General features: G+C 43.6%; 10 protein-coding genes. 5 read left to right on the top strand and 5 right to left on the bottom strand.

Features of this window, described 5'->3' with window-relative positions; genetic code table 11:
- The first annotated feature begins 214 nt into the window (after positions 1 to 214).
- Together FD05_RS04990 and FD05_RS04985 are read left to right on the top strand one after the other, a co-directional pair.
- Positions 215 to 907, top strand: coding sequence for a hypothetical protein (locus FD05_RS04990; protein ID WP_020280702.1), 693 nt, complete (start codon positions 215 to 217; stop codon positions 905 to 907).
- 681 nt (positions 908 to 1,588) lie between these two features.
- Entirely contained in the window at positions 1,589 to 2,911 is a 1,323-nt protein-coding gene (locus FD05_RS04985) for an MFS transporter (protein ID WP_020280703.1), read from the top strand.
- Between the two features lie 121 nt (positions 2,912 to 3,032).
- Here FD05_RS04985 and FD05_RS04980 read toward each other — a convergent pair whose 3' ends face one another.
- From FD05_RS04980 to FD05_RS04970, 3 genes are all read right to left on the bottom strand, one after another.
- Positions 3,033 to 3,836, bottom strand: coding sequence for a hypothetical protein (locus FD05_RS04980; protein ID WP_020280704.1), 804 nt, complete (start codon positions 3,834 to 3,836; stop codon positions 3,033 to 3,035).
- Positions 3,837 to 3,940: 104 nt separating this feature from the next.
- Complete coding sequence (locus FD05_RS04975; protein ID WP_223602597.1) at positions 3,941 to 4,561, bottom strand: TMEM175 family protein; 621 nt, start codon at positions 4,559 to 4,561, stop codon at positions 3,941 to 3,943.
- Positions 4,562 to 4,656: 95 nt separating this feature from the next.
- On the bottom strand, positions 4,657 to 5,073 hold the full coding sequence (locus FD05_RS04970) for a hypothetical protein (RefSeq protein ID WP_020280706.1): 417 nt from the start codon (positions 5,071 to 5,073) through the stop codon (positions 4,657 to 4,659).
- A 577-nt stretch (positions 5,074 to 5,650) separates the two neighbouring features.
- On the opposite strand from FD05_RS04970, the gene FD05_RS04965 reads away from it, so the two are divergent.
- Positions 5,651 to 8,884 carry a MucBP domain-containing protein gene (locus FD05_RS04965; protein ID WP_152436156.1) on the top strand — a complete coding sequence of 1,078 codons (3,234 nt, stop codon included), beginning with the start codon at positions 5,651 to 5,653 and terminating at the stop codon, positions 8,882 to 8,884.
- Between the two features lie 76 nt (positions 8,885 to 8,960).
- Here the strand turns inward: FD05_RS04965 and FD05_RS04960 are convergent, their stop codons facing one another.
- Together FD05_RS04960 and FD05_RS04955 are read right to left on the bottom strand one after the other, a co-directional pair.
- Complete coding sequence (locus FD05_RS04960; protein WP_020280708.1) at positions 8,961 to 11,363, bottom strand: Xaa-Pro dipeptidyl-peptidase; 2,403 nt, start codon at positions 11,361 to 11,363, stop codon at positions 8,961 to 8,963.
- 192 nt (positions 11,364 to 11,555) lie between these two features.
- On the bottom strand, positions 11,556 to 12,905 hold the full coding sequence (locus tag FD05_RS04955) for a TMEM175 family protein (protein WP_020280709.1): 1,350 nt from the start codon (positions 12,903 to 12,905) through the stop codon (positions 11,556 to 11,558).
- 165 nt (positions 12,906 to 13,070) lie between these two features.
- Between FD05_RS04955 and FD05_RS04950 the strand changes: the two genes are divergently transcribed.
- Positions 13,071 to 13,892, top strand: coding sequence for a TIM barrel protein (locus FD05_RS04950; protein WP_020280710.1), 822 nt, complete (start codon positions 13,071 to 13,073; stop codon positions 13,890 to 13,892).
- A 43-nt stretch (positions 13,893 to 13,935) separates the two neighbouring features.
- Positions 13,936 to 14,499 carry a L,D-transpeptidase gene (locus tag FD05_RS04945; protein WP_051990587.1) on the top strand — a complete coding sequence of 188 codons (564 nt, stop codon included), beginning with the start codon at positions 13,936 to 13,938 and terminating at the stop codon, positions 14,497 to 14,499.
- The last annotated feature ends 8 nt before the right edge of the window (positions 14,500 to 14,507 follow it).

Below are 14,507 nucleotides of genomic sequence, written 5' to 3'. Positions count from 1 at the left end.
AAAGTGCACATTTCTCGTTTGGTTTCCGTTTTTAAGTTGCGTTTAAGTTCCTACCGATAATCTAGGGACATTCAATAACGAAGGGAGCGATGCCAATGCCACACAGGCCATTCAAATACAAATAGGCAACTTGAATCAAGTTAATCAAAAACGAACCGCAATTCAAAATGGATTGCAGCAAACCAACACTTACAATCAAAGGAGATTATAATTTATGAATTTAAAAACGATGATGTACACAACCGGAGCAGCAATGGCACTATTTGGCACCACAGCAGTCACTACCATCACAGCAAATGCGGCGGTTAGTCCAACACAGCAAACCCAACAGACTAAATCAAACGATGCCCATAAGGCAAATGGCAGTCAGGCTAACAAGAGTCAGACAACACAGGCTACAGCAACTGCAAAATCAGCTGATACTGACAAATCCAAGACAACATCCACTCCAACCAAGGATAATAATGCAGCAGCAAAAGCGCAAACTACAACGAACAATAACGCAAACCAAAACAAAAATGCAACGAATACTCCTAGTACTCGTAATGCCACTGCTGTAACAACTGATAGCGACAAGACAGCCTCAGCCAAATTTGATCAAAAAGCGCCTCGTTTAACCGGATCAACATATAAATCAGAAAACGTTGGTTTTAAAACGTCTGTTAAAAATACCCATGCCAACAAAGATGTGACTGTTAAGTATTCAATCAACACCTATGAATCTGATGGTTCCGCAAGCAGCAAGCCATTCCAGATTAAGATTTATAAGGATGGCAGTCTTTATAAGACGATCAATGCATCATCTGGAACTGCAACCGGCTCGTTTAGTGCTCCTAAAGGGACTTACACTCTCCAAGTTTTGACCAGTCAATCCACTCATTACACTGGTGGCTTATCAGTACAATAAAAAGTTTAGATTTTTATCCGCCATTTAAGCTTCATTTAAGTTGAATGCGATAATCTATAGACAATCAAATAAGAGAGGAGGTAAATATCAAGCTACTGTACCAAACCCCTAATATGAAATCCCAATCAGCTTCAGAACAAATGATATGCGAAAGGAAGGATCAATTCACAACTAATGAAAACTCACGTAAAACCCAAGTTTAAATATGAGATTCACAGTTCCAACCGGCATAAGAGGTTTGTTGTTTGGAGCTGCTACTAAAACCAAAGTACCAACGAGTTAATTTAAGACCGTGCGCTGAAACTCACGAAGCCAATGAAAGGACTGATGCGATGGAGAAAGTTCAGAATCACTAGCGTCTTACAAAATAATATTCACCCCTCAAATAATTACTAAGAAATACCCAACAAGATTGACAAAATTCTTAACTTCATGAAATACCCCTCAATATGAAATGAACAAGAATTACCCCTCAATATGAAATATAAAATTCCCTTAGAAAGTCCTGTATGCGAGCAGGGCTTTCTTTTTGTGGAGTGTGACGAGAGGCGGATTTGCTTTCGTGACACATTCCGGCTATGTATGGGCAGACTACAAATTTTAGCGTGCATTTGATTGTTGCGGCTGGCAAAGTTGCGTACAATTAATTTGGATGTTTTATACATAAAGGTGGTGGCAGAAGTGGAATCGAGCACAAAATGGTCAACTCGTTGGCCGGAGCGAATCAGTTATGGCCTCAGTGATGCGGCTGATAATTTAATCTTTCAAATGATGACCACGTATCTGCTGTTCTTCTATACAGATGTCTACGGGCTGACGCCAAGCGCTGTTGCCATCTTGTTCGTGGTTGCTCGAGTTGCCGATGTGGTGGAAAGCTTCATCATTGGGATTATGATCGATCATACGCATTCCCGATTTGGTAAGAGCCGGCCCTTTTTCCTATGGTATTCGGTTCCGTACGTTGTCTTTGCGATTCTGACATTTGTCACGCCCAACTTTTCTTATGGTGGGAAATTAATTTGGGCATATGTAACTTATCTAGGCCTAGGCTTTTTATATACCGCAGTCAATCTGCCAATCACATCGATTCTGCCAACGATGACGGAAAACACGCGCGAACTGACAATGCTGGGAGTGATCCGGCAGTTCTTTGGCAGCTCGGTGCAGATTGTCGTTGCTGTGTTTACGTTGCCATTAGTTTGGCTATTCGGCCATGGTAATCAGCAAAAAGGGTTTCTCGGGACAATTATCCTGTTTGGAATCATTTCATTATTTCTGATCCTCAATACGTTTGTGCACGTCCGTGAACGATTCTCGAATTCCCATATTGCGCATCAACCAGTCAAAGTGGTCTTGTCGATGCTGGGGCACAACCAGCCGTGGATCGTCATTTCAGTTGTGATTTTTATGTATTGGCTGGTGACGGCGATCAAAAATCAGACGACAATTTATTATTTCAAATACACGCTCGGCAATGAAAACCTCGTGCCGTGGGTTAACGGCTTCACTTTAGCCGCGTTGATTGGCGTCTTGCTGATTATTCGACTGACTGATCATCAGAGTAAAAAGCAGACCATGCTCCATGGCATTCTAGTTGCCCTGGCGGGACAGGCGATTATTGCGGTTGGCGTGTATGGTAAATGGTTGTTGGTTCTCTTTGGCGGTGTGTTCTTAAATTCAATTGGCAATGGGATCATCATTGGCCTAGTTTCCATCATGATTGCTGACACGATTCGATATGGTGCCAGCATGGGAATTCAAGCGGAAGGGATTCTGGCTTCCACCGATGACTTTGGGGTTAATTTCGGCTTGGGAGTTGGCGGCTTGATTACGGCAGGTTTATTCCATTTGTCGGGTTACGTTGCCAACCATTCCCAGAATGCTGGAACCTTGACGATGATTAATTGGAATTACGTTTGGATTCCACTGGCGATTTATGCTGGGATGTATTTTGTATTGAAATTGTATGATGAACAGCGAATTTTGGATTCGATTGGAAAATAAAAAATGCGTGCGGATTTTGTCCGTACGCATTTATTTGTGTTGGAACTTGTATATTGTCAAAACGTGCTTCGATGACCCTGACGCTAACTTAGAAACCGCGTCACCCGGGTCTTGTCGCACTCTATTCCTTGGCACCCTTCAATTCAAACAACTGTGCCATTTTGGCCGATCCATCGGCGTGGAAGCTAAATGCCACATCACTATAGGTCGCCCAATTATTCAATTCAGTATCTCGATGCTCAGCATCACAAGTCAACAGTTCGTGGCTTGCGGTCTGAGCCGTTTTCTTGTAAGAAACATAACCGTTGGAATTGTAAACGATCGTGGCGCCCTGACCGGAATTGTAAGTTGAGATGCCATACGAAGTGAAGTAGGTTGGCAGGACTGCCATGACTTCAGCGTAGCCGCTATTCTTGGCGTTGTACGATTGACCATTTGGACGGACGTGGCTCAACTTGGTCCAAAGTTCTTTGGATCGGACAACGGTCTTCGCCTTCAGAGATGCCCGGTGCTTGAACGCCTTTAAGCCTTTAGTTGCCCGATAGGCGTTGATTTGTTTCATATACTGCTTATCAACCTTAAGTGCCAGCGTCGATTCTTTTATGTACTTGACCGTTAGCGAGTTCGGCATGTTTTGATAAGTGTAATTCTGTTGGACCTTATGAGGAACGTATCCTTTGATGGTTTTGACGTAGCCGGCCTGCGTGCTGGGATAGCCGCTCATCGTGTAGGTATAGGTTGTTCCAAAAGCATTGATCCCATTGGAAACACGGTGATAGGTAATTGGTGCCCGCAGCTGCTGGCCAGTCGTTGATACATAATTGACTGTCATGGTTTTAGCGTCAGCGTCGGCGCTGAATAGACCTGCACTTACCAACCCGAACGCCAAACCGACAATTGTTAACCATTTATTTCGTGATTTCATCTATATCCCCCCCCCAATACGGATATTAAATTATTAAGATTTTCTTAAGTGTTTGCAAATTCATTATAGCAAATAATTCCGTTGGGGGTTCATTAGAATTGAAATTATTTTTGTATTCGTCTGTTCCGAATGCCATTGACAATTCTAGCCGTTGTTGTGACCCAGGTTCGGAGTACCAGACCAAGCACAACGACGATGAGGAAATATTGGGGCGCAAAGTAGGCGAAGACCAGATAGAACAGACTGAATCCCAGCATGATTTGGGCAGAGCGATATTCTTCACGGTCATGCGCAGACATTTTGAGGCCGTCTGCTTCGCCCATTTCAATGACTTCGTGAAACATGATGGCCTGAGTCAAATTGACCAAAATGATGACGATTGAATAAGCGATCGTCGGCAGCTGACTGCCAAAATCATCATTCAGCCAGGCCGTTGCGAATGGGGTCAGGCTGATAAAACAAAGGTAGTAGATGTTGGTAATCGTGATCAGCGATGTCGTGTGTTTAATTTCACTGAATAATTCTTGATGGTAGACCCAGTATTGAGAAACAATCGCAAAACTGATGAAGTAAATCGCTAAGTGTTTAACAAGGTCAATCAATGGCCCCTGTGCCGTACTGATTGGCGTTTTGATGTCTAGTACCATGATGGTGAGGACAACCGCAAAAATTCCGTCTGAAATGCCGATTAAGCGTGATTTCGAATAGTGAAACATTGCATTCATTTCCCCTCAAATTAGTTGTTTTTATAGGTTTATTTTACCGCTCTTAAAGTGATGGGGATTAAAAAAGCCACTGGATTTCCCAGTGACTAAAATGTTTATTTGCCGCGGTACCAGATCATGTGGCGGTTGCCGTAACCGAAGTAGCCGAGGTGTTGGTAAAGGATCTTTTGGCCTTTGTAGTGCATGGGTTTAAAATCAGACACGGCATCGGATCCCTTCAACCCAATTTCGTAGTAACCCTTGCCAGCATACTGGCTGTATAAGTGACTTCGTGAAATGTGACTACGATCCACAACTCGACCGAGTTTCTTGCTGTAACGATAGCCAGACATCGAGTGCTTGTGGATGATCATCACGTAGCGGGATTTGCTAGTTGTTGAGTGCCAAGTACCCCGCAATGCGGTTGGCGTGGTGCCGTTCTTGGCCATGGCTGGTTGAGATGCGGTGACGCCTAAGAACAAGGTGAAGGTGAGGGTAGCTAGGATGGTCCAGAGTAGTTTGGTTGATTTCATGTTGGGAGCTCCTTTTGTATGTATATTTGTAGTATAAAATCTTATACCATGATCATATTTTAAGATTTACTAACCCATTTTTCAAGCGAATATGACTTATAGATGTTTATAAGGACCCCTCATATACATTATTAATCACTCCGTAATGGACTTTTGTGCATGAACTTACATAACTAATATATTATTAACTAATTAACAAAAATACTATTAAAATTCTGCCAGAAGTGATAGTATTTTTGTTGCACAAAAAATGGGGTAAATATTAATATTGGGAGTGATAAATAATAAATATAAAAGTACACTGACAACACAGCGTAAAGCTACTTTAGAAATAAGAATCATCACGTGAGTAAAAGTAGTGGAGAAGATCCTCTTTAAGGAACCACATTAGTAAACTACTCATCAAAACCGCTATGATCGCAATTGTAACTGTTCTGTTCTCGAGTTCTGGAGCACCAGTTACATAATGATTATGTTATAGGATATAAGCCAAGTTAGTACTAAAATCGTAAATAACATGATACTATAACGGTGGAATGGGGAAGCGTGAATATCAAATTATGAGGGAGTGTTTATTATGCATAGCCGAGCAGGTAACTCATCAATGTTGAAGTTTCTCACAAAATGTAAACGATTACAGCAAGTGGCAACGGGGGTGGTCACTTTAGCTGCAGTCGTGTTTGGCTTGGGATTCATGCATGCTACCGCGGATGATGTAACCAACGTTGTTCCGCGGACAGATGAATTCAATATTAGCAAAGTTAATCCATTGCAGTACACCTATGTCCATCCTGGGCTCAATCAATTGGGCGCCGGCGCATGGCGCGGTGCTGAATACGCAGCCAACATTCCAGATAATGCAAAAGGAACCGATCCACAGACCGGTCAACTCTATTTAAGCGAATGGATGCCCGATAACGGTTTTGAATACTTTGTCTGGCAGACGGCATTCGCAAGTAAGTACAAGACGGCGGCTGACTTTTTCGCGAACTTTACGAAGAATGATATGAAGACGTTGACGTCACTTACTAGTAGCGAAGATAAACAGAATGCCGGGACATACGATAACCCAAAGGCCTCACAATATTACATGGCTTTGATGTCGATGCAATCACTTGAAGGTTTGCAGTATGCCACCGGATTAACATCAATCCATTTAGACCCTAATATTTCTGTGAGCGAGGCGACGTTCAAGACTGGTGCCAAGAATGGTAATTTATGGGATATCGACGCCTTGAAAGGCTTGAATGAATTACAATCAGTCATGATCCAAATGTTTTCAATCAACGATGTCTCAGCTTTGGCAAACAAGCCTAACCTAACCAGCCTTTCGCTGACTTATAACCAAATTGCAGATTTATCACCACTAGCAACCAACAAGGGTAACAAAGGCCTGAATTTGAATTCTGGATTCAATCACCAACATATCTTGTTAGAGCCAGTGACTTTACGAGGAAGCGCAGCAACAGCAGCGCAAACCTCTTTCACCACACCTTCATTTATCATTAAGGACTTGGAATCGGCCAACTTGCCGGTGAAGGGCTTTGATATCAGAGCTGAAAAGACGACCTATCCAAACTTATATCCAAGTACTTCGGATGGCGGCAACATTGATCCAGTGACCATGACTTGGACGAATTTCCTACCTGATAAAACTGATTTGTATGGCTCATTATCAAGTCACTGGTCAGATCCAAACTCCGATTTTGAAGGATGGATTATGGTGCCTTATCAGTTCAATCAGACCGTTGGAAATGTGTTTGTGAATTATCAGTTGGTGCAGCCGAATGGGAATCAGCTGACATTGGCACCCACTAACACTATGGCGGGAAATGTTGGAACTGGATATGATATTGGACACGATCCAAGTACTATCTATACGTTGAATAAATTGATGGGTGAGAAAGGGCTCAGATCGATTGGGGTATTTGACGGAACTGGGCTTTATTCAGACTTTAAAGCCAATAACGGAAAAGCTAATTTCGTCGATCAGGCTGGAACATACACCGATCTTCCGCAATACCGGACAGTTTTGTTTGCTTCTGATACTTCGACGGTGACTATCAATTTTGAAGATGAGTCAGGTAACGAGTTAAAAGATCCACTCCTGGTTCCAGGTAAAACCAACACAGATTTCACACTACCAGAGATTCCAACAACCATCACCAAAGATGATACAGTCTACACCTTGAAAGGCCTAAAAGAAGGCCAAACAGTGCCTGCCAAATTTGATTTCATCGATACATCACTCACCTACATCTATGACGTCAAACCAACCGCGGCCAAACCAGTCACCGTGAAATACGTTGACAAAGACAGCATGCCTCATGAAATTGGGCCTTCAAAAGTCCTGACTGGTAAGCTTGGCGATACGTATGATGTCAGTGGGGATGATTACAAGATCGATGTTCCAGGCTACACATTTGCTGGGATTTCTGGCGATGCCACTGGCACATTTGGCGACACTGCCCACACAATTTACATGCAGTACACCAAGAATCCGGCTCAACCGAAGTCAGTGACCATCAAATACGTGGACATCGATAACATGCCTCACGCAATTGGGCCAGAGAAAGTCATTACTGGGAAGATCGGCGATAACTACAACACCACTGAAACCCAGTACCGACTGAAAATTGACGGTTACACCTTTGTCGATATCCAGGGGAACGCAACTGGCCAAATCAGTGAACAGGGCCAGACCGTTTACTACAGATATAAACGAGACGCAGCTAAGAATGAAGCCCAACCGATCAAGATTCGTTACGTCGATGCGGACAACATGCCACACGAAATTGCTCCAACTCGAACGGTTGCCGGACTTGTTGGCGACAAATACGATGTGAGCGATAATATGTACAAGCTCAGCATTAATGGATACACGTTTAAAGATATCCAAGGGGATATGACTGGCACCTTTGATGCTACTGGGCACACGATTTACTACCGTTACACCAAGGACAAGACCACGCCGGTAACGCCGCCGGTCAATCCACCGGTTACCCCAGTGACGCCGGTTAACCCAACACCGACGCCGAAACCCGATTCAACGCCAACACCTCAGCCGAAGACTGAACCGACTCCGGAACAACCTGTGGTCGCACCAAGTGAAGGCGGCAGCATCGCCAAGAAGGGTGAGGCAGTCTACTCACTTAAGAAGATTTATCTGTACAAAAACGCTAATTTCAAGAAGGGTGAACGCATCGCCAGCTACGCTAAAAAGCCACGGGTTAACCGCCCGATGTTTGTGGTGAGCGATTACGCGAAATCTAAAAATGGTGCGTTGAGATATGTGGTCAAGGATGTGAACCACCATGCCAAATCAGACGGCATGAAAGGCTACATTACCGCACAGTATGCCTACGTTCGTCCAGTCTACTATCACAGCAAGCATCAAACGTTGACGGTCATCAACCCAACCGGTGTCAATGAATACACCAAAGCCAATTTGACTGGCAAGATCAAGAACTTCAAGCAGGGCACTCAACTGAAGGTTAAGGGATTCATCAAACACAACCTGACCACCCGTTATCTCCTCAGCAACGGTCACTACATCACAGGTAACCGAAAGCTGGTATTTGCGGGCAAGCTGACGCAACCAACGAAGATCAAAGTTAAACACTCAATTTACCTCTATAACAATGCCAACTTTAGCAAACGGATCAAGCAAATCAAGAAGGGTACCGTGCTGAAAGTGAAGAAGTGGGATTACTCACATCAATACTCCACAACGACTTTTGGTGCCAAACGTTACCTGGTGAGCGGTGGGTATGTCACTGCGAATGCGCATTTTGTGAAAATAGTTAAGTAGGAAAAGATAAAAAAGCTTCGATGGGTGCCTGCCATCGAAGCTTTTTACTAGATACACCCGTTAAAAATGATGTGTTTTATTTTAAAATTGGTAAAGTAATTTTTGAATGATTCAAGGCGACCGTATAAGTAATATCCTGATTACCGTGAACAGTGTAGATCATATCGCTTGAATAGATGATGAGTCCAATCTGATTGCCTTCGAGAAAGTGCCAAAATGTCGGCTGAAATTGGAAACTTAAAGTGTAATATTTATTGGGCAACAAATCGTTGACCTTGTAGCTGTTGTCTCGGTTTTGCATATTAATATGAGCTTCAGTGACTCGTTTAAAGTCAGTTTGCACTGCTTGTGGTAGAAATTCTTTCAAATCATCCTTACGCCAATGATATCCTTGAAGAATCTTTTGAGAAACAATGGTTTGTGGGACCTCTGTGAGGCGGTGTGCTTTTCCGTAATCGACAAGGGCGACACTGATCATTCCAACATCCGCACACGTCTTGACATGGAGTGAAATTGTTGGCTGCCCGTCAATGACCAAATCATCTTTTAGTGGGTCACTCAATAAGCGAATGCAGTGATAATCCATTGGCGAACCATTTCGTGAATATAGGTCGTGACTCCAATTGGTGAGATGATTTGTGTAGTGGTCAAAAGTAGCCTTCGGCAGCCGGTCCGAAAAGCTCGAATTACCATCATGATTCTTCCAATCCAACAGCGAATCAGTGTGAGTGAGTGATTCAGTTCCACCCCAATTGTCATAGCTGTTCCAAGTTTCCGAATGAGCGTTATCTTGGACGATGACATTTGGGAGAACTTTATCCACATTGTTATTAACACCAAACAATTTATTGGATAACCACAAATTCACCAGATCCGTATAATCAAACGAGCGAAAGTTATTCAAATATTCATGTTGGCCCTGGTGTAAAATCAACTTTTGTGTGATATTTCGGGCCTTTAATTTATTTCGAGAGCTCCAGACTTGACCCGTTTTGACATTCCAATCATTTAGTCCGTGAACAAGCAGCATGTCGGCATTTGTGCGGTTATATTTCGTGACATTACGGGCATCCCAGAACTGATTGAAATTACCAGTATCATGTTCTTGGTCGTGTTTCATTTGTTGTAAATGGGATAACCATGGCTTCTTAATCCGAGAATAATCTCCGGCATTCTGCTGGCGACTGAAAGTCCATTCTGCCAACACGTCGGCGTCATCACCATCTGGTGCAACCACCAAACCATTTTCTCGGTAGTATGGATAGTAGTCGGATAGCCCAGCTTCAACAATGCATGTCTTTAATCCAGCAACACCAGTGAAAGCTGCTGCAGTGGATAAGGTTCCCAAATATGAACGACCAGTCATGCCGACGTTGCCATCACTCCAGCTCGCTTTAATTGCGACTTGATCTGTACGATTCGAAAACGCGACTCGATTGCCATTTAGCCACTCAATGATCGCAGTTGCACTTAAGGTCTCATCTTGAGTTCCAGTCGTGCGAAAGCCGTCTGAATCTTTGGTGCCAATCCCAGAAGAGTAGACGACGGCAAAACCACGAGCTAGAAAATAATCGTTAAGCGAATAAGACCAAAACTTGGTAAACGTTTCCCCAGTTTTGGTGGTTTGACCTTTGATTTTCCTAGGGCTTGGTGGGGTATCGTTGGGAAGCTTTGCTTCAACATCTTGATAGGCCAAATCATTTGGCTGCTTGCGTTTAAGGGGCCGGACGTTGTCGTGAGAATATTGTGCTGACCATTTTTCATTCATTCCTTGTGCATATGGATCTGCCGTAAATATCACGGGCGCCCGATAGCCATCGTTGGTTTCTGCGGGGCGAATGATATTTGTTTTCAGCAAATCTCGCTGACCATCGTGATCCGTATCTAGTGATGATTCAACGTAAACGACCTCACGGATCAGCGCATCAGTTTTGAAAACGGCTTGGGCTTTACCGTTAAAAAATAACGGTTTGCTAACGCTGGAACCACCAAGCAAATGATGATAGTATCCTTTGCCTGCTATGTAATCAATCAGAAGTTGACCATACTTGTTTCGAGTATTTAACAACCGGTACCATGCATCTATTATTTGGCCGCAGTTAAATGTTTGGTGAATCATCGGCTGGGGGAGTCCAAGCTCTGCGATGGATTTGAGTGGATCACTGAGGGAAAAGTCCAAATCATTTAGAAATCCTAGTAACTGGAGGCCTATATTGTAAAATGCCACGCGAGTTACGGGACCGGTGTTTTGAGTATATTGATTGGCATCAACAGTTGTTGTCGCCATCAAATTGCTTAATTTTTCGAGACGGGTTGAAGTTGATGAATGCTGTGAGAAGTATTTCAGCAAAAAGTCACGGAATAACGTGAGTGGGTCAGTAATCTTGATGTTATCGGCCGTTAAGAAGCGGATTGCTTTAAGTTCTTTGACGACTTGTTCATGTGTGGTTGGAACATATCCAAATTGATTAATTCTCATTGATGGCCTCCTGAACTGTAATTAATGCCATTATACAGTTGAATTGTCGGGTCGCAATGATCAAATAAGAAAACAGCAATTCTCATGAACTAATTGGGAATTGCTGTTTGGAGTTTATGAGGTTGAAATTTATATGGCGATTAAAAAATTAGCTTGGGAGTCAAAGATGTTTCTTGTCTAAAAGCCACTACACTAGTCATCGTGTTTTGGTTGGGTATTTTCCGAACCATTGTTTTCAGTGGAATCCGGTTTGTCACCCGCGTCATGTGGTTGTGTTTGGCCCTGTAGTTTCTGCAATTTGGCTTGATGCTTGGCATCTCTTCGTTCAGTCCGCCGTTGCGTCTTCTGCTGATGCTCAAGAATTTTATCTTCTTCGTGAGCTGCCCGTCGCTTGGCCTTTGCCTGCCGTTCGATGTCCTTGGCAGCTTGCTTAGCTGATTCTTTGTCGGCATCCTGTTGGCGCTCAGTTTCCTTCGCCGCCTGCTTGGACGCTTTTTCACGGGCTTCACGTTGAATTTCTGCTTCTTTTGCTGCTGTTTCAGCGTCATGCTTCCGCTGGTCCTGTTGCTGTTCAGCCGTTCGAGACGCTTGCTTAACGGCTTCCCGATTGGTATCACGTTGTTCTTTACGAATTCGTTCCGCAGTATCACGATACTTTTTGGATCCATCACGAATTTGTTTGGCAAATTCTTCCCACTGAGCCTGCCGCTCTTTCCGAGCTTCAACACTGTTGGGATTGTTGCTTGGAACAGTGGGGTTCACTGGGTGGCCGGCACTGTCTGTTGCGACCGGATGATCAAGCCAGCCGGTGAAACCTCGTTGGGGATGATGCTCCTCAGTCGTGGCACCATCCGTTCCGGTTGCCGCCTGATCTTGTACCATGTCACGGAATTGATTGATCGCATTTTGTGGCAACTTCAAGTATTCCATTCGCTGTTCGGTGGTCAATTGAGATGCATCGTACATCTGCTGACGATCACGGCTGCTCAAAATCAAATAGACCAGTGGATACGGTAGATAGAACCACAGAACAATCTGCGGGAAGAAGTAAGCAAGCACGATCAGGATTGCGTTGGAGATGATGTAGTATTGATTATGGCGTCCGAAAATTTTTCGGTATAATTGTCGCATTTTTGATTTATCAGTATACTCAAAGCGCATGACCGATCGGGTGAGCAGCCTAAATGATGCCGAAACAACAAACAGCAGCACACCGTATGCCATGACCGGAATCCGAGTGGTGTTACTGGCCATCATGTTGGTTGCTAATGGGGTTAACGATAGTGGAATCAAAAATACAAAGTCGTATAACATGATCCGATAACTCATGTCGTCAATGTCATTGAATAAGGTCGCGTGCTGATACCACATGTTGGCAACGAATGCGAAACTAATAATGTAGATGCCGACTTGTTTACTCAAAAACAGATAATCATTCAAATTATCACGCAGCACCGGCGTCAAATCCAGCACCATAATGGTTAGGATGATCGCAATAACGGCATCGCTAAATGCGTCTAGCCGCGTCTTCAACTTTTTCATGTCAATTGCCCCCAGAATCGATTTTATAATATGTATGCTGATTTAAATGTAGCACAGTGGCGGGGAATAAGGTGATAAATTGTTTAAGAAATTTGGCTTCACTCTCAAAATATTGGCAGGGCGATATAATGATATTAATGAATTTATTTGAAATGAGGTGTCTTTATGTTCCCTTATCTGGGTTTGAAGGCCAGCACCAAGCAAAGCCAAATCGATGAACGGCTGCAGTACCATCCTCAAGTGTTTGAATTTTTCACGACTGAACAGGATGTGACACCAAGCGGGCTCATACACCTGCGCGACATGATTGAGTACGTCAAAGCAGCCGGCGTATCGAAGATTGTGATTCATCACCCGATGAAATTTCAAGGTATCCATAACGAGGTCGCCGTCGATCAGACCAGTCATCGCGACGGCTATCATTTTTTAATGCGGAGTTCTGAGGCCCTCATCAAGTTGGCAATTGAAACTGATACCCAGGTATTGATTCATGGTGGGTATAATTCACCGCTTTCGGAGATTTTGAGCAATTATTCATCCATTGAAGCTGCCCGCAAAGTGGTCTTCAGTCGCCTAGACTATTTCCAATCAATTGGCGGTGATCACGTGATGTTCGAGAATTCAATTTCACCATTATATGATTATGGCGATCCCGAGCTTGAAAATCTGGTGATTGAGCATCGGTATCGTTTGTGCTACGATACCAGTCATGGGTTCATTGTGCTCCATGGCGACAATGCTAAACTGCAGGCCAGCATGGCCCATCTGCACGATCAAATTGTCCATTACCATTTTGTCGACTCCATGGGTAAATTCCATGACAGTTTGGAACTTGGCAAAGGAGCAATCGACTGGTCAGCATTAAAACCCGTGGTCAACATGAATGCCACCAATATTTTTGAAATTAACTTAAAAGATCAAATGAATAGTCAAGAAATGCGCAACAGCTATCAGTATCTGAAAGCCTGTTGGCAAACATCTGTGTGATTTTGTTGTATGATGGAAGTAGTTGGTTTGGGGGAATTACATATTGAAATTTAAGAACGTTTTTGCCTTTATAATTGTTTCAGTTTTCGTGGTAATGGCCTTGGCCGCTGCTCAGCATTCATTTGCAGTTCGTAAGGAAGCTGTGCCGAATAATGCGTCGTCTACAACGGCTGCTTACTGGAAGGCGCCATCTGAAGATAAGGCTTATCCAAAGTGGTCGAACATGAGCAAACCATGGATATATGTCAGCATTAAGCAGCAAAAAGTCTTTATTCACGGTAACGGTAAAGTTCAATATATCATGAACTGTTCAACCGGCGTGCCAAGCAGCCCAACTCCTCGGGGCACATTCCATGTCCAAAAGGAACGCGGCTATTCATTTTATAACAAGCATTCCCACGAAGGCGCCCATTATTGGGTATCCTGGTTAGACCACGGTGTCTACTTATTCCACAGTGTGCCAACGAATGCAAAAGGAAAATATGTTGTTTCAGAAGCTGAAAAATTAGGCACGCCGGCATCACACGGTTGTGTTCGGCTTTCAATTGCTGATGCTAAATGGATGTATCAAACTGTGCCATTTGGTACAAAAGTTGTTGTTCATTAAACTTGTGC

Origin of the sequence: Lentilactobacillus otakiensis DSM 19908 = JCM 15040, assembly GCF_001434145.1 — a bacterium.
GTDB classification, from domain to species: Bacteria; Bacillota; Bacilli; order Lactobacillales; family Lactobacillaceae; genus Lentilactobacillus; species Lentilactobacillus otakiensis.
Note: the sequence above shows the minus strand (reverse complement) of the source record. Positions and strands in the feature narration are given on the sequence as shown.

Bases quoted from the DNA above. Each gene is read 5' to 3' on its own strand.
- FD05_RS04970 (WP_020280706.1), bottom strand. From the start codon at position 5,073: ATGAAATCAACCAAACTACTCTGGACCATCCTAGCTACCCTCACCTTC.
- FD05_RS04955 (WP_020280709.1), bottom strand. From the start codon at position 12,905: ATGAAAAAGTTGAAGACGCGGCTAGACGCATTTAGCGATGCCGTTATT.
- FD05_RS04990 (WP_020280702.1), top strand. From the start codon at position 215: ATGAATTTAAAAACGATGATGTACACAACCGGAGCAGCAATGGCACTA.
- FD05_RS04980 (WP_020280704.1), bottom strand. From the start codon at position 3,836: ATGAAATCACGAAATAAATGGTTAACAATTGTCGGTTTGGCGTTCGGG.
- FD05_RS04960 (WP_020280708.1), bottom strand. From the start codon at position 11,363: ATGAGAATTAATCAATTTGGATATGTTCCAACCACACATGAACAAGTC.
- FD05_RS04975 (WP_223602597.1), bottom strand. From the start codon at position 4,561: ATGAATGCAATGTTTCACTATTCGAAATCACGCTTAATCGGCATTTCA.
- FD05_RS04965 (WP_152436156.1), top strand. From the start codon at position 5,651: ATGCATAGCCGAGCAGGTAACTCATCAATGTTGAAGTTTCTCACAAAA.
- FD05_RS04950 (WP_020280710.1), top strand. From the start codon at position 13,071: ATGTTCCCTTATCTGGGTTTGAAGGCCAGCACCAAGCAAAGCCAAATC.